Source organism: Candidatus Zixiibacteriota bacterium, from assembly GCA_034003725.1.
GTDB lineage: Bacteria > Zixibacteria > MSB-5A5 > GN15 > FEB-12 > WJMS01.
In genome coordinates, this window is the sequence record JAVEYB010000001.1 from 492,247 (window position 1) to 506,894 (window position 14,648).

Annotated in this window: 18 protein-coding genes; all 18 read right to left on the reverse strand. The window is 59.6% G+C overall.

Features of this window, described 5'->3' with window-relative positions; all coding sequences use genetic code 11:
• Positions 1-70 precede the first annotated feature (70 nt).
• Positions 71-1,609: an Rne/Rng family ribonuclease gene (locus RBT76_02140; GenBank protein MDX9856569.1), complete on the reverse strand. Its 1,539-nt coding sequence runs from the start codon at positions 1,607-1,609 to the stop codon at positions 71-73.
• A complete protein-coding gene (fmt, locus tag RBT76_02145; protein MDX9856570.1) occupies positions 1,606-2,565 on the reverse strand; it encodes a methionyl-tRNA formyltransferase in 960 nt (319 codons plus the stop codon). The genes RBT76_02140 and fmt overlap by 4 nt, the downstream gene beginning before the upstream one ends.
• Positions 2,566-2,644: 79 nt before the next feature.
• Entirely contained in the window at positions 2,645-3,154 is a 510-nt protein-coding gene (def, locus tag RBT76_02150; GenBank protein MDX9856571.1) for a peptide deformylase, read from the reverse strand.
• Between the two features lie 22 nt (positions 3,155-3,176).
• Complete coding sequence (gene yajC, locus RBT76_02155; protein MDX9856572.1) at positions 3,177-3,494, reverse strand: preprotein translocase subunit YajC; 318 nt, start codon at positions 3,492-3,494, stop codon at positions 3,177-3,179.
• 217 nt (positions 3,495-3,711) lie between these two features.
• Positions 3,712-4,185 carry a type II secretion system protein gene (locus tag RBT76_02160; protein ID MDX9856573.1) on the reverse strand — a complete coding sequence of 158 codons (474 nt, stop codon included), beginning with the start codon at positions 4,183-4,185 and terminating at the stop codon, positions 3,712-3,714.
• 91 nt (positions 4,186-4,276) lie between these two features.
• A complete protein-coding gene (locus tag RBT76_02165) occupies positions 4,277-4,504 on the reverse strand; it encodes a hypothetical protein (GenBank protein ID MDX9856574.1) in 228 nt (75 codons plus the stop codon).
• Between the two features lie 23 nt (positions 4,505-4,527).
• Positions 4,528-4,806, reverse strand: a complete 279-nt coding sequence (locus RBT76_02170) for a hypothetical protein (protein ID MDX9856575.1) — start codon at positions 4,804-4,806, stop codon at positions 4,528-4,530.
• 311 nt (positions 4,807-5,117) lie between these two features.
• Positions 5,118-5,546 (reverse strand): spore germination protein GerW family protein, encoded by a 429-nt coding sequence (locus tag RBT76_02175; GenBank protein MDX9856576.1) that lies wholly within the window; start codon positions 5,544-5,546, stop codon positions 5,118-5,120.
• A complete protein-coding gene (locus RBT76_02180; protein MDX9856577.1) occupies positions 5,536-6,252 on the reverse strand; it encodes a hypothetical protein in 717 nt (238 codons plus the stop codon). Before RBT76_02180 ends, RBT76_02175 begins: the two co-directional genes overlap by 11 nt.
• 100 nt (positions 6,253-6,352) lie before the next feature.
• A complete protein-coding gene (nth, locus tag RBT76_02185) occupies positions 6,353-7,003 on the reverse strand; it encodes an endonuclease III (GenBank protein ID MDX9856578.1) in 651 nt (216 codons plus the stop codon).
• 3 nt (positions 7,004-7,006) lie between these two features.
• On the reverse strand, positions 7,007-7,870 hold the full coding sequence (prmC, locus tag RBT76_02190; protein MDX9856579.1) for a peptide chain release factor N(5)-glutamine methyltransferase: 864 nt from the start codon (positions 7,868-7,870) through the stop codon (positions 7,007-7,009).
• Positions 7,867-8,838 carry a hypothetical protein gene (locus RBT76_02195; protein ID MDX9856580.1) on the reverse strand — a complete coding sequence of 324 codons (972 nt, stop codon included), beginning with the start codon at positions 8,836-8,838 and terminating at the stop codon, positions 7,867-7,869. The genes prmC and RBT76_02195 overlap by 4 nt, the downstream gene beginning before the upstream one ends.
• A gap of 5 nt (positions 8,839-8,843) precedes the next feature.
• Entirely contained in the window at positions 8,844-9,926 is a 1,083-nt protein-coding gene (gene prfA, locus RBT76_02200) for a peptide chain release factor 1 (GenBank protein ID MDX9856581.1), read from the reverse strand.
• Positions 9,927-9,999: 73 nt separating this feature from the next.
• Positions 10,000-10,962: a DUF1385 domain-containing protein gene (locus RBT76_02205; GenBank protein ID MDX9856582.1), complete on the reverse strand. Its 963-nt coding sequence runs from the start codon at positions 10,960-10,962 to the stop codon at positions 10,000-10,002.
• A gap of 102 nt (positions 10,963-11,064) precedes the next feature.
• Positions 11,065-11,277 (reverse strand): 50S ribosomal protein L31, encoded by a 213-nt coding sequence (gene rpmE, locus RBT76_02210; protein MDX9856583.1) that lies wholly within the window; start codon positions 11,275-11,277, stop codon positions 11,065-11,067.
• Between the two features lie 213 nt (positions 11,278-11,490).
• Positions 11,491-12,153 (reverse strand): methyltransferase domain-containing protein, encoded by a 663-nt coding sequence (locus RBT76_02215; protein ID MDX9856584.1) that lies wholly within the window; start codon positions 12,151-12,153, stop codon positions 11,491-11,493.
• Positions 12,140-12,769 carry a flavodoxin family protein gene (locus RBT76_02220; protein ID MDX9856585.1) on the reverse strand — a complete coding sequence of 210 codons (630 nt, stop codon included), beginning with the start codon at positions 12,767-12,769 and terminating at the stop codon, positions 12,140-12,142. Before RBT76_02220 ends, RBT76_02215 begins: the two co-directional genes overlap by 14 nt.
• Entirely contained in the window at positions 12,759-14,645 is a 1,887-nt protein-coding gene (locus RBT76_02225; protein MDX9856586.1) for an ABC-F family ATP-binding cassette domain-containing protein, read from the reverse strand. Before RBT76_02225 ends, RBT76_02220 begins: the two co-directional genes overlap by 11 nt.
• Positions 14,646-14,648 lie beyond the last annotated feature (3 nt).

Genomic DNA, 14,648 nt, shown 5'->3' on the forward strand with positions numbered 1-14,648 from the left:
ATTGGTTACGAGCGCAAAAGAAAGGCGGTCGCACGGCGACCGCCTTCGACATTAATCCGGCCATGACGCGTCACACTGCGTAGACGTCGGTCAGTTCCTTGTTATCCTCGGCGTTAAAAATGCGGAACTCCTGCTGCGGCAGGGTGGTATCGCGGACCAGATTGATCCTGAACCTGTGCATTTTCATCAGGCGTTCGACCCGGTTGGTTCCGTTTCCGGTCAGGGTTCCGGCCAGAGGCGGACTGACTACCAGGTTGAACTGGTGGTACTTGCGGTCGGCGCGAGCCCGGATGAACCAGCGTTCGATCTTGGTGGCGAGGTTCTCGCGTGCCAGAATGCGACCTACGCCGTCGCAGCACGGACACGGCTCGCTGAGGACCTGCATGTGCGACGGGCGGACGCGCTCCCGTGTCATCTCGATCAGTCCGAATTCGGTCACGGGGTTGATTCCGCGCTTGGCGCGGTCGTTGGCGAAGCACTTCTGAAACTCATCGTACAACTTGCGGCGGTTGTCGCGGTTGTACATGTCGATAAAGTCGCAGACGATCAGCCCGCCGATATCGCGAAGGCGGATCTGCCGGGCTATCTCGCGGGCCGCGGCCAGGTTGGTTTCCAGGATTGTCCGCTCCTGGTCGCGCGATCCGACGAACCGGCCGGTGTTGACGTCAATTGTCACCATCGCCTCGGTCTGATCGATGATGAGGTAGGCGCCTTTTTTGATCCAGACCTTTCGCTGCAGCATCTTGTCGATCTCGGGCTCGAGATTAAACACGTCGAACAACGGCGCATCGCCCTTGTACAACTCGATACGATCCTTGAGATGCGGCGCGACCTGCCGCGCGTAGCTCATGATCTTTTTGTAGTCGGAGCGGCTGTCGACGACGACCCGGCTGACGTCGTCGGTGAACACGTCGCGGATCATCGAAGTCACCATTTCCGCTTCCTTGTGAATGAGCGCGGGGGCTTTCGAGGTGTCCGCCTTGCGTTTGAGTTTCCCCCAGAGTTTCAACAGCCGCTTGATATCGGCGCGAAAGTCCTTTTCCTCGTGGCCGACCGCCTCCGTCCGGAGGATCAACCCGAACCCTTCGGGACGGATGGGCCCGACTATCTTTTTGAGCCGTTTTTTCTCATTCCAGTCGGAAGCACGCTTGGAAATCCGGATGTGATCATCGTCGGGGACCAGGACCACGTAGCGGCCCGGAATGGATATTTCGGTTGAGATACGCGGCCCTTTGGTGGAAATGGGTTCTTTGATGATCTGGACCAGGATTTCCTGGTTGTTTTTCAGAACGGTTTCGATGCCGGCGCGACGGCTCTTGCGAACGATTTCCGCCGGCGATTCTTCTTCTTCAATATCCTCCGAGTCGTAGCGTGGGCCGTAGTCCTTGCCGATATCGGACGAGTGCAGGTAGGCTGCTTTTTCCATGCCGATATCGACGAAGGCGGCCTGCATGCCGGGGAGCACGGTTTTGATTTTGCCCTTGTAGATATCTCCGACCATGCGGTCGGATTCGGCCTTTTCGGCCTGCAGTTCCACCAGCAAGTCGTCTTCGAGAATCGCCAGTCGGGTTTCGTACTCGGTGGTATTGATGACAATCTCTTTTTTCACTGACCCTTCAAATCCTTCATAACAGGTTGTCCGAACAGCTCGCCCGGTTCTGGGCGAAAGCCGTTTACAAATGACAGGCCGTCCATCGGTTTTTTCCCGTCCGGCACGATCCGTGTGATTTCGATCGTAGAGCCGGCGCATGCGACCAGCAGCCGCTTGCGATCGGGGATCACGGCGCCGGGCCGGGACCCGGGTGGGGGCTCGACCGATACGAGCTCGCCCATGAGGATTTTCGCCGTTTGTCCGCGAAACGTACTCCAGGCTCCCGGCCTGCTGGACAGCCCTCGGATAAAGTTCCGCACGTTGCGGGCCGGGAAACCAAAGTCGATAAAAGCGTCCTGCGGCGTGAGTTTCGGCGCGCCGCTCGCCTCGGTGTCATCCTGGGGCACGGGGCGGGCCTCGCCCTTTTCGATCAGCGCCAGGGTATCAAGCAAAAACGGACCGGCCATCTGCGACATCCGCTCGTACAGCGAGTCGAAGGTATCGGATTCGAGGATACCGGTTCGCGTGCGGGCGATCACGTCGCCGGTATCAACCTGCCTCTTCAGAAAGAAGCAGGACAAGCCGGTTTCGCGTTCGCCGTTGATCAGCGCCCAGTTTATCGGGGCGGCGCCGCGGTATTTGGGCAACAGGGAACCGTGAATGTTCACCGATCCCAGCCGCGGCAGGGAGAACAGGGACTCAGGCAGGATACGAAAGGCGATCACCACAAACAGGTCCGCGGAGAGTGCCGCGAGGGACTCGTGCAATTCGCGAGACTTCAGCGAGGGCGGGGTCAACACCGGTACCCCGAGCCGCCGGGCCTCGGTATTCACGGGCGTCGATAGGAGCTTTCGGCCACGCCCGGCGGGTTTATCCCGGCCGGTGACGACAGCAAGGATGTCGTGATGGCTTTCAGCGAGATGCGTGAGCGGGCGCCGGGCAAAATCCGGCGTTCCCATATATACCACTCTCATGCTGTGTGTGAGTGACCGGACCGACACGATGAAATCGTGAGTAGTCGGCCGACGTCGGCGCGCGGAGAAGCTGTCCCGGTCAGGAGGCAGCGGCCAGTTTTTTCAGTCGTCCCTTGAGCAGCGTTCGGGCTATCGGGGAGATATGGTCGATGAACAACACGCCTTCCAGATGGTCGTATTCGTGGAGGATGGCGCGGGCGGCCATGCCGCCGGCTTCCATCTCAAACGGCTTGCCGTCCAATCCGAGCGCGCGGACTCGCACGCGGGAGGGACGGACAATCCTCTGGTAAATTCCCGGGAAGGACAAACACCCTTCCTCCAACTCCACATCGTTTTCGGACGTCCAGATGATTTCCGGGTTGATGAAGATGTGGAGTTCGGCCGTGATGTCGATAGCCGATAAATCGACGATAAAAACGCGCTTGGAGACGCCAACCTGGGGCGCAGCCAGACCGAGACCGTGTGCCTTTTTTAACGTGTCCACCATCATGGACACCAAATCTTTCACCGCCTGGTCGACTTTTTCGACCGGCTCGGCAACTTCCCGTAACACCGGGTCGCCATATATGATGATTTCTTGTGCGGCCACGGTACCGACTCCTGCGCTGGGACTAGTTCTCCACCTTGCCGGCAATCGACGACTTCAGAAACTCCATCTTGGTGTCGTCGCCGAGCTTGAGCACGACTCGCCCGCGATCCTCGTCAATAGCGAAAATCGTTGCGAACATGCCGCCGGAGGTCACTACTCTGTCACCTTTCTTTAACTCCGAGAGCAGCCTCTCGTGTTCCTTTTGTTTTTTGCGCTGAGGCCGGATCAGCAGCAGATACATGATGGCGAAAATCAACGCCATCCAGATCAGCATGAATACGCCGCTTCCGCCCCCCTGGTCGGCGCCGCCGGCCATCAGCAAAATCGGATGCAGTTCCAAGGTTTCTCCTGTAACTCTATCGGTTCACAGTTCAAAAACTGAACATATTCCAAGCCAATCAGTAAAATAAGCCGTAATTATTTGTTTGACAAGCGATTATTATAACGGGTGAAACACCGATCCCCCGCCTTCCGTTCCCCATTTCGCTGCCGGAGCAGCGGTTGGACCGGTCATGTCCCGGTGCTTTCGGATTAAAACGAGAGGGACAGCGTCTTGTTTACCAGAGGTTTTCGTTGATGCGTCGGTCCCCGGCGCAACCGGAGCCCTCGATCACCGTGCTGGTATTGGGCCAGATCTGCCCCGTACCGGGCTTGTAGGCCCAGCCGCCCCGGGTGCCTACCACGACCCCGGGCGTCACGCCCTCGACAACTGAATCCGGGGCGCGGTCTTCGGCCTGGAAGGGGTTGGGCGGAAACCGGTGGGCCAGCACGACGCCGGGCACGGCAATCGAATCCATCGATGGCCATTGCTCGCCGTCGCCGCGCACCACGGCATGCATCTGGAAATGTGATATCGCTTCGCGGATCGAGTACAGGCTCGCTTTGCAGGCGTTTTCCATGGCGTCGGAATGCATGTCGACAAACGCCGGCGTCGCCACCGCGGCGATGATACCGAGGATGACGATAATCATCACGAGTTCGATGAGGGTGAACCCGCGATCGGAGGCGATTTTCGGCCGGGAGCTGCACATGGTGCTAGTGTCGGCACGGTCGGCGCCTCGCAAGAGGGACTGGTTGAAGCGCTGCCGCCGGGCCTGCACGCCCGACGGCAGCGAGATGCCGTTAGTTTTTGTGGCCGCCCTTCAGGCATTCGCGGATCTGCCGAAGCAGGAGCACTGCGACAAAAATCATCAGCGCGGCCGAGAAGGTCAGCATCCGGCCCGGTTCGTAGGGAACCCACGAGAAGGTCCAGCCGAACAACCGGATGATCCAGTCAACGATGCCGACAATCAGCACGATAAACGCGACCGTAAACAGGACGCGGCTGGTAATACTCGTCAGAGTATTCATACTGGAATTCTCCCTCGCCCAGGCTACTGCCGGTTAAAGGTTTTGACGCTCTGGTGGATGAGACCGTCGACAAACTGCACCCGGACTACCCGTACTGTCCCGAGCGAATCCTGAAACCAGAGCTGCGCCCAGCGCGGGTACGTTTCGGTGGTGGTGACCGCCTCCAGATCTCCAAACTCGGCGGGAATGGTCGCCATGGTCGGGAACGTTTCCTCGGGCGTCTCAGAGGTAGTCCGCTCACACGATGCGGCGGCAAACAAGACTAGCAGCAGCACGGCTGGCGGAAGAAGCACGCGTTTCATACAAGCCTCCTGTACGAGGTTGGATTACACGGAGCGTTCTATGGTAATCGTGTTGATGTCGGAAAGCTGTCTGTTGATCGGATCAATGATGTTGAATCTGTTGCGATGATGCTGCGAATGTACGGTGCGGGTCGTCCGCCGTCAAGGATAAATCGTTATGCCGCAATCCACGGTGGAGGGTATTGAACTGCGTGCGAGGCACGTATACTGCGCACGAGATCCGGGCGGCGGCGTGGTGCACGAGGGCGTACACCACGCACGAATCTCGTTATGGCATTGAAAACACAATGACAGGTGGCACGCCGTGTGACTTATTTCTCATCATCTCCAAGGAGGTCGTCAAGGTCGTCGCCTTTGCCTTTTCCTTTGCCCCTCCCCTTTCCTTTGATAAAGGAATCCTTGACCTTGGTGATTTTGCTGGCGATGGCGGGGATCGCATCGATCACGGTATCCCATTTCCCCTTGCCCGCGGGAATGACTCTGACGCCCTCGGCATCCCAGATGATAAACGCGGCCGGTTCAATTTTGGCTCCACCACCGCCGCCGCCGCCGAACCCGGATTTCTGCGAGTCCATGCTGCCTTCGCCGCCGCCCGCGCCGAAACCGAACGATATTTTGACGACCGGGATCACGGTTTTGTCGCCCACGGTGACGGGCTCGCCGATAATGGTTTCGGATCGGGCGATCTCTTTTAACTCGCCGACAACCCCGCGAAGGACCTCCACGACGTTATTTGACATCCCCTGCTCCTTTCTTCAAATGTATTGAAAATGCTACCAGTCGCGTTATCGGGAGCCGCCACATCAGCCGCACGGTACGCCAAACCAGCGCGTACAGCGGCAGGGCGACCGTCACCCGGATCGCACCACGAAAGGACGCGCCCGTCCACACCGGCACAAACTGTACATGACCGGCGAGCGCGGGAAATACGCCGAGGGCGGCCTGGTAATAGCCGAATACCTCGCCCGTCAGGTGCGGTTCATCGAACCCCGCCTCGACCTTTCCCTCGAGCTGCTCGAGGATCAAATCATGCAGAAGCTCGGCGCCAAAAAGGACGACCGCGCGTGTGATGCGGTCGCCGCGGCCGCGAATATCGCGCCACCACGTTTTTGCAAACACCCTGGCTTCCTCCCACGTACGGCGAAATCCTCTGTGCAGAAGTCGTCCCAGCCACGCGCTTTTGCGCGGCGACGGTTTTGGTGGACTCTGCCCGGGACCGGCTGTCCGATCATCGGCTTCGTCGAGATCAAACTGTCGAATCGCGATGCCCGCGATTTTGATGGTTCCTTGTCGGGTTCGCAGATTGATTTCCGACCCCGAACGGCCCAGTCCCACAAACACCAGCCGGTACTGATCGTCGAGAACCAGTCGGACGCGCAATCGCAGGAGCAGAAGCAGGGTCAGAAGCGCACACAAGAGTATGAGGATATACAGCCAGATCACCATGGTAATATATATCGGTTGTTTGGAGATGAAACCTATTTCAGGAAAACCGCAGGAAACGGCGGATTGAGCTTACCCCGGCCGGACGCCCGAGTGTCTTACGCTACATTTTCGCCGACGGACACGTCTCGGCGAGGACGCACTCGGCACACTTTGGACGGCGCGCGATACAGACGGCGCGGCCGTGGTAGATGAGCATGTGAGAAAACCGAATCCAGTCTTCGGGCTCAAGCACTTTCATCAGGTCCTGCTCGATCTTGAGCGGATCGGTATGTGCGGTCAGTCCGAGCAGCTTGCTGATTCGCGCGACATGCGTGTCAACGACGATACCCTCGGCGATGCCGAATCCTGCGCCGAGAACAACCGACGCCGTCTTGCGGCCGACTCCCGGCAGGGTGGTCAACTCGTCGATTGTCCTTGGCATCTCGCCGCCGAATCGCTCCAGCAGAACCCGGGCTGACGACTTGATTGATTTCGCTTTGGCGCGGAAGAATCCGCACGATTGGATCAACGATTCAAGTTCGTCGCTGTCCGCCTCCGCAAAATCTTTCACCGACCGAAAGCGTTCGAACAATGCGGGGGTCGTCATGTTGACCCGCTCGTCGGTACACTGGGCAGAGAGGATGGTCGCCACCATCAACTGGTGCACGGTATCGTAGTCAAGGGACGTTTTGGCGTCGGGATACCGCTTTTTCAGCAGCGCCACGATCTTTTTCGCGCGGGCGGTTTTGTCTTTCAGCGATTCACGCGGCATGGTTCAGCGGTCGCACCCCAGCACGACGATGCGGTCGATGTCGTTAAGATCACGAATTATGGACAGAAACGTATAGCGCGGATCCGCGGCCGTCAAGGCGGCAACTTTTTCGGCTTGATCGTAGCCGATTTCAAACATCAGCCGGCCCTGCCGCGCCAGATGATCGGGTGCATCGGCCAGCAGTCGACGAATAATGTCCAGACCATCGGAACCCGCCGTCATGGCGACTTTGGGGTCGGCGCGGACTTCCGGCGGCAGGTCGGCGTAATCCGGCTCGGCGATATACGGCGGATTGGAGAGAATCAGATCAAACCGCTCGTCCGGCGTCAGGGAGCGGAACAAGTCGGACCGGCGGAACTCGACCCGTTCGAGCACCTCATGCGTTTCTGCATTCGTCCGTGCAACCGCCAGCGCATCGTCGGAGATGTCGAGTGCGACGACGCGGGACTCCGGGCGCTCGGCAGCCATCGTGACCGCGATCACGCCGGAGCCGACGCCCACGTCAAGGATGCGGGGATGCTCCAGCTCGAGTTCGTCCAGATAGCCAAGCGCCGTTTCGCAGAGGCTCTCGGTCTCCGGGGTCGGCACCATAACGGCCGGGGATACGAAGAAATCGCGTCCGTAGAAGGGTGCGTGCTGCAGGATATACTGCAGCGGCTCGCGGGTGAGTCGGCGCTGCATGACGGACTCGAATTCCGCACGCAGTCGGTCATCGAATTGGGTGAGCCCTTCGAGATACAGGTGGAGGCGATCCACCCGCAAAAGGTGGCATAGAGTCCACTCGACTTCGTTGGCGGCGTGATCGATTCCGACGGCCTCGAGTCGCTGCGCGTGCCGGGTGATAAAGGGTGACAGCGGTTCGCTCATCGCAGTGCCCGTCCCGGGCGCGGCCGTACCAGCGCCACCAGATACGCAAGGATGACAAGACCGATAACCGTATAACAAACCGTACAGGTCAGGGCCGGCGGGAACTGGATTGAGTGTGGAATCAGGTAGACAGCCAGCTGGAACGCGAACGCGCTCAGTCCGAGCCATCCAAGGGTGCGAACCTCGAACAGGTCTTTACCGAATCGTCCCCGGGTCAACGAACCCAGCGACGCCAGCACGACAAACAGGAAATAGACCACGAGCAACTGGGTCTTGTTATCGGTGGCGTCGGTACCGAACGGCACGCCCTCCCAGATCACGCCGAACGCATACCAGTTCATACCGAATCCGAAAGGATAGCCGCCCACGACTGCCGACAGTGTGCCGAGCCCCAGCCACCATGCCATGGGGCGGGCGTTTTCGCCGCCTCGGATGAGCCCGATCGCGTGCAGCGCCGCCATCACCACACAGAAAACGGTGACAAACATGAAGACAATGTGCGGAATCAGGACGATATTGGGCACGTCGCCGATGTACTTCACGAACATCGGAGAACCGTCGGAGTCGGCAAACCGCGCCACGGTCGTACCGCTCGAATCAATCACGTCAAACACGTAATACTCGCGCCCGCCGCGTTCGCCGGCGACGACCTCGACACCATAGCTGAGCGACTCCGATTCCACGAGCACAGCGGGGCGCGTATAATACTCGCCGACGGGAGTGTCTTTGCCGCGTTCGGCTCCGGTCGTCCGATAGACGACAGCATGTCCGGGTGACAGCTCTGGTAAGACGGTGATCGTGAGCCGGTCGGACTGCCCGGCGGTGATTTTCGGAACGGTGGTCACGTCGAAGGTGTAGGGGCCGTCCGTGTGGACGATGTGCTCGGGCCGGCCGCGTGAGGCGGTGCCGGCAACGTACAGCATCGCGAGCGTCAGGACGACAGCGGTTATGATCCGGGCGATGGGCATGCGGATTACGAGGCGGACGCGCCGGCCTGCATTTTGAGCCGCGCCTCCTGATCATGCTGCTTGAGGGGTTCGATGAGGGCGTCGACATTTCCCGCCAGAATGTCGTCGAGGCGATACAGGGTCAGATTGATGCGGTGATCGGTCACCCGCCCCTGCGGGAAGTTGTAGGTGCGGATTTTGGCGGAGCGATCTCCGGTCGACACCATCAGGCGCCGTTCGTCGGTCAGTTTCTTCTGTTGCTCTTCAATCGCCTGATCGTATAGTCGGGCTCGAAGCACTTTCAGCGCCTTGACTTTGTTTTTGAGCTGTGACTTCTCGTCCTGACAGGTCACCACGAGTCCGGTGGGAATGTGGGTGACGCGTACGGCCGAGTCGGTGGTGTTGACGGACTGGCCGCCCGGCCCGGTCGAGCGGTAGACATCGATCCGGAGATCTTTCTCCGCGATTTCGATATCGACTTCCTCGGCTTCGGGGAAGACGGCGACGGTCGCGGCGGACGTGTGTATGCGTCCCTGGGTTTCGGTGACGGGGACCCGTTGCACGCGGTGCACGCCCGATTCGTATTTCATGGTGCCGTAGGCGGCGTCGCCGGCCAGTGAGAAGATGATTTCCTTGAACCCGCCCATCTCGGCCGGGCTGGAGTTCAGAATCTCCAGTTTCCAGCCTTTGTAATCGGCGTAGCGCTGGTACATACGGAAGATGTCCCCGGCGAACAGCCCGGCCTCATCGCCGCCGGTGCCGGCGCGCACTTCCACCACCGCCGGCTTGTCGTCGGTCGGGTCGCGCGGCAGCACTTTGAGGCGGAACTCGCGCTCGATCTCTTCGATCTCGCCTTCGTACTTTTCCAGTTCTTCTTCGGCCATGGTGACCAGTTCGTCGTCTTCGCGGGCGCTGATAATCTCGCGCGCTTCGTCGATAGCGGTCAACATCGCCCGGTACCGCCGGCCGACCTCGAGCACGTCCATCAAGTGTGAACGTTCCCGGTTCAACACGGCCAGTTTCCGGTGGTCCGACAGATTGACGGGATCGGAGAGGGCCTGGTCCAGATCGACGAGCTTCCGTTCAAGGTTTTTCAGTATGTCCAGCATATGGTTTTTCCATAGGGTTAACGAAGATGACCGGGGCTATGATAACGGAGAAAGCCGCTTGAGGCAAGTGTTGCTAGCTGACAGGGGTGCGACGGCATTCGAGGCGGGATTCGGTAACGCCGAGGGCGGCCTCGAGGGCCACAATCCCGACTTCCAGCTGCTCGCGCGACGGCTCTTTGGTGGTGATTTTCTGGAGCCAGAGACCGGGTGCGATCAGCAGCCTGGTGACCACGTTGTCGCGCGTCTTGCCGGAGAGCTTCAGCAATTCGAATGACGTGCCGGCGACCACCGGCAGGAGTGCGAAATGGATACCAAACCGCGTAAACAGGGTCGGCGGATGGCCGGTCCACACGGCGTACAGCGTGTCGGATATGGCGTAGACGATAACGGCCAGCAGGGCGACGATGAGGATAAAGGACGTCCCGCAGCGTGGATGGAACCGGGTGTGGCGGGCCACTCGTTCGGGGACCAGATCGTCGCCCATTTCGTAGGCGTAAATCGACTTGTGCTCCGCGCCGTGATATTGGAAAATCCGTTTGAACTCGCCGAACAACGAGATCACCCATACGTATGCGACGAACATGGTGAGTCGGATAGCGCCGGCCACGAGGTTGAACTCGACCGCTTCCTTGCGGATATTGAGCACATCGGTAATCGCGAGGGGAACGAGAAAGAAGACGCCGATACCCAGCGTCAGCGCGAATACCGCGGTGAGGCCAAGGTACAGGGCGTTTTGTTTGGGGGCTGCGATCTGCTGTCCTTTTCGCACCGCTTCCTCCTTTTCCGCTTCCTTGACGGCGATGTCGGCCGAAAAGTTGAGCGTGCGGATGCCGATCACGAGCATCTCGACAAAGGCGACGGCGCCGCGAAGTACCGGTATGTTCAGGACTTTGTGGCGGGAGGCGAGCGACTTGTATTCTTCGGTCTTGACGAGAATTTCCCCGCTCGGGACCCGTACCGCCGTGGCAATCCTGTCGCGAGAGCGCATCATCACACCCTCGATCACCGCCTGGCCGCCTACATTTAGATCCGGCATCGCATCCTCATCGTTTGCCCGACCGCGGCGAATGGACTTCGCCGTTCGCCAGTAAAAAGGCGAGCCGAACGCGGCTCGCCCGTATCTGTGGGAGCTGTTTGATCAGTCCTTCTTCTGGAACTTCGCGTATTTCCGGCGGAACCGCTCAACGCGACCGGCCGTGTCGACGAGCTTCTGCTTGCCGGTGAAAAACGGATGGCAGTTAGCGCAGATTTCGACATTGATCACTTTGCGGGTGGAACGGGTCGCGTAAGTCGCGCCGCACGCACAGGTGATCGTGACTTCTTTGTAGTCTGGATGAATTCCCGGTTTCACTGTCTATCACCTCAACGATATTAATTGGCACGTTTTCTGTCCGGTCGTTCACCGAGCCGCCGGACCAAGCAAGTCGTATAAAATACACGTTTAGGCCAAAAAGGCAAGGCCTTATCGTTGTGGGTTGTGATTGTCCGCCGAAGCCGGCAAGGTGACGCTGCCCCTGTGGTCGCATGGTGCGCCAATGGATTTATGTTGTTGATATACAGTATCTTACGCGTTCTTTTCGGATAGCTCGACAGACCAGTAATGCCTGCCGTAGGTCAAACGCAGGATCCGGAAATGCGGTTCAAGGATGTCCCGGAGGTCGGACTCGGTGAAGTAATTCTTCAGAATTTCGTATCTCCGACCGTCGTTCAGGTACCGGTATTTGTAGTTATTGCCGAGGGTGTCAAAGCGCGTGTGGTCGGTCCGGGGATCGCCATCGGGCGGGTTGTTGTCTATGACCCAGATTGTTCCTCCGCGAGCCAGCGGAGTGCGAAGCGCCCTGAACAACCGGTCGTAGTTCTCTCGCTGATGATGAGAAAACCAGAAACCCAGTGCGACCAGATCGAACGCCTGCGGAGTGGCGGGGTAGTGATTCAGGTCAGCCTCAACAAACTCGACCGGGCAGCCGTACAGCTTCCGGCGGGCGATCGCGAGCATCTCGGCGGCAAGATCGACTGCGGTGATCGAAACGGCGGTTTCCGAAATGAAGCGCGTCCAGTAACCGGTGCCGCAGGCGAATTCGAGTACGCGGCGGCCTTTCGCGAGTTTGCGAAGTCGCTCGGCTTCGGCGGCGAGTTCGCCTTGTCGGACGGGATCGTCGCGGTAATAGATGGCTTCGTACTCTCCGGCGCGGTCCCGGTAATATTGTTCCGTGTTATGGTCGGTCATAGTTTTCAATCAGGAGGCGGGCCAGCCGGTTGCCCAGCGCCCGGGCGTCGCCCATCGTTTTGGGGTCATCTTTGACCGCGCCTATCCGGGTGAAATCCGGCGATCGGTACGTGACCAGTCCCTCGTTTACGACTTCGACCCACTTGAAAAATCCGGCGATACATCGACGGGCTCCTTCGAACCAGCCGTTATCGGTACCGACCAATACCATTGCCCCGGGTCGTCTGCGGTTCAGCAGCTTGATGAAATCGTGTTCGGGATCGGCGTGGTTGAAATCCGCCGGCCGGATGCAGTTGCACCGGTCGATAAACAGCTTAGCCTGGGCCGACACGGAGTCGAAGTAGATCGGCGAGCCGAACAGCAGGCAGTCGCATTCAACCAGGCGGCGGTACAGCTCGGTCATGCCGTCATCGTAGAAGCAGAACTGCGGGGTGGGGGCCCGTCCGCAGGCCTGGCACGGCAGCATGGTTGTGTCGTTGAGCCGGACGAAAGTCGACTCGAGCGCGCGGCCGTCGCCGAGGGCAGCCTCCAACGATTCCGCCGTCTCCCGCAGCAGGATCTCGGTCGATGAGCCCTGCACGGGCGACCCGCACAGCGACAGCAGTTTAATCGTCACTGTCGCTCTCCAGCGCATCGAGATCGACATAAAGCTGCAGAATCATATTCTCCAGTTCGTGTCGCCTGCGATTGGCGTCCTGCAGCGCCTCCCAGTCGTGAGCCGGGATGTCGTTGTGGAGTCGGTCCTCGAGCCGGGCCAGTTCCTGTTCGCGGGCCGCGATCGAGACGCGTGTCGATTCGATCCGCTTGCGGTGCCGCGACCGTCGCTTTGACTCCTCCTTGAATGCGAGGTATGCCTTTTTGCCGGGTTTTTCTCTGGGCTCGACTACGGGCGCGGCGGCCATCGCCAGGCGTTGCCTGAAGTACTCGTAATCGCAGTCGTATACGGATACATATCCGTTGTTGACGTGGGCGATGCGATTGGCCACCCGGGACAGGAAGTACCGATCGTGACTGACCACCAGCAGAGAACCGTCGTATTCGCGCAGCGCCTTTTCCAGCGCTTCGCGGGCGTCGATATCCAGATGGTTGGTCGGCTCGTCGAGGATGATGAAGTTGGCGGGGCGGTAGAGCAGGCGCGCGAGGCTGAGTTTGGTCTTCTCCCCTCCCGACAAACTGCCGACAGCCTTAAAAGCGTCTTCGCCCGTAAAGCCGAACCGGGCGAGAAAGGAACGGATGGCGTAGGCGTCGGCCGACGGATCCAGGTCCCACAGCGAGTCGATCACGGTCTGCCCGGGATCGAGATCGGCGAGGTCCTGATCGAAATAGGCCACATCGACATTGGTGCCGAGTTTGATGGTGCCGGCGAACGGTTCCAGTTCGCCGATCAGCGCCTTGAGCACGGTCGACTTGCCGGAGCCGTTGCGACCGACCAGCGCCACTTTTTCGCCGCGATAGATATCGAGCGACACGTCTTCCACAACCGTCAGGCCGTCATATCCGAGCGCGACATCCTCAAGCGACAGCACGTGCGCGAAAGAACGTCCTGACAATTCCACTTTGATAACCGGGCCGCGCTGATCAGCGCGCGGCGGCGGAAGCCGTTTGATACGATTCAGATATTTGAGCTTGGATTGCGCCTGCTTGGTCTTTTGACCGGCCATGTTCCGGCGGATAAACTCTTCGGTGCGGGCGATTTCCTGCTGCTGGTGCTTGTAATGGTGCTCGGCCAGCCGGCGGCGATCGTGCCGCTCGTCAAGGTACCGGTTGAAACCGCCCGTGTATCGTTCGATCTTCGCGAACGCGATCTCCCAGACAAGGTCGACGGTCGCGTTCAGGAAAGCGCGGTCGTGCGATACGATCACGTACGCTTTGCCGAGCTTGAGCAGGTACTCCTCGAGCCACGCGGTCGATTCGATATCGAGATGGTTGGTCGGCTCGTCGAGCAACAGCAGGTTGCCGCTGCCGGCCAGCAGGCGGGCCAGTCCGGCGCGGTTCTTCTCCCCGCCTGAAAAGAAGCGGATGCGCTGGCCGAACCGCTCCGGCTCAAAGCCGAGACCGGTGAGAATGGTCTTGATTTCGTTTTCGAAGTCGAATCCGCCACCGGCTTCGAACAACTCGGAGAGCTTGCCGTGCCGATCCAGCGCCGACTGGTCGTGCGGGTTTGCCGCGAGATAGTCTTCGAGCGTGCGGAGCTCGTGGCGCTGGTCCAGAAGGTCCTGTCGCGCGCCGGCGACGAAGTCGAACAACGAATAATCGAAATAGTCGGTCTTTTCCTGCTCGATGTAATCGATCGCGCACGAACGCGACATCGTCACCTGCCCGGCATCGACACCTTCCTTGCCCGCGAGGATTTCGAGCAGCGTGGTTTTGCCTATGCCGTTTCGGCCGACCAGGCCGATCCGGTCGGTGTCGACGATCGTGAACGAGACCCCGTCGAGAATGACCTGGTCCTTGAATTTTTTCCGGAGGTTTTCGGCGGCGAGCAGCGTCATGGA

Coding starts and splice junctions, on each gene's coding strand:
- RBT76_02175 (MDX9856576.1), bottom strand. CDS start 5,546: ATGTCAAATAACGTCGTGGAGGTCCTTCGCGGGGTTGTCGGCGAGTTA.
- RBT76_02180 (MDX9856577.1), bottom strand. CDS start 6,252: ATGGTGATCTGGCTGTATATCCTCATACTCTTGTGTGCGCTTCTGACC.
- RBT76_02205 (MDX9856582.1), bottom strand. CDS start 10,962: ATGCCGGATCTAAATGTAGGCGGCCAGGCGGTGATCGAGGGTGTGATG.
- prmC (MDX9856579.1), bottom strand. CDS start 7,870: ATGAGCGAACCGCTGTCACCCTTTATCACCCGGCACGCGCAGCGACTC.
- nth (MDX9856578.1), bottom strand. CDS start 7,003: ATGCCGCGTGAATCGCTGAAAGACAAAACCGCCCGCGCGAAAAAGATC.
- RBT76_02160 (MDX9856573.1), bottom strand. CDS start 4,185: ATGTGCAGCTCCCGGCCGAAAATCGCCTCCGATCGCGGGTTCACCCTC.
- RBT76_02170 (MDX9856575.1), bottom strand. CDS start 4,806: ATGAAACGCGTGCTTCTTCCGCCAGCCGTGCTGCTGCTAGTCTTGTTT.
- RBT76_02215 (MDX9856584.1), bottom strand. CDS start 12,153: ATGACCGACCATAACACGGAACAATATTACCGGGACCGCGCCGGAGAG.
- RBT76_02225 (MDX9856586.1), bottom strand. CDS start 14,645: ATGACGCTGCTCGCCGCCGAAAACCTCCGGAAAAAATTCAAGGACCAG.
- RBT76_02165 (MDX9856574.1), bottom strand. CDS start 4,504: ATGAATACTCTGACGAGTATTACCAGCCGCGTCCTGTTTACGGTCGCG.
- prfA (MDX9856581.1), bottom strand. CDS start 9,926: ATGCTGGACATACTGAAAAACCTTGAACGGAAGCTCGTCGATCTGGAC.
- fmt (MDX9856570.1), bottom strand. CDS start 2,565: ATGAGAGTGGTATATATGGGAACGCCGGATTTTGCCCGGCGCCCGCTC.
- RBT76_02195 (MDX9856580.1), bottom strand. CDS start 8,838: ATGCCCATCGCCCGGATCATAACCGCTGTCGTCCTGACGCTCGCGATG.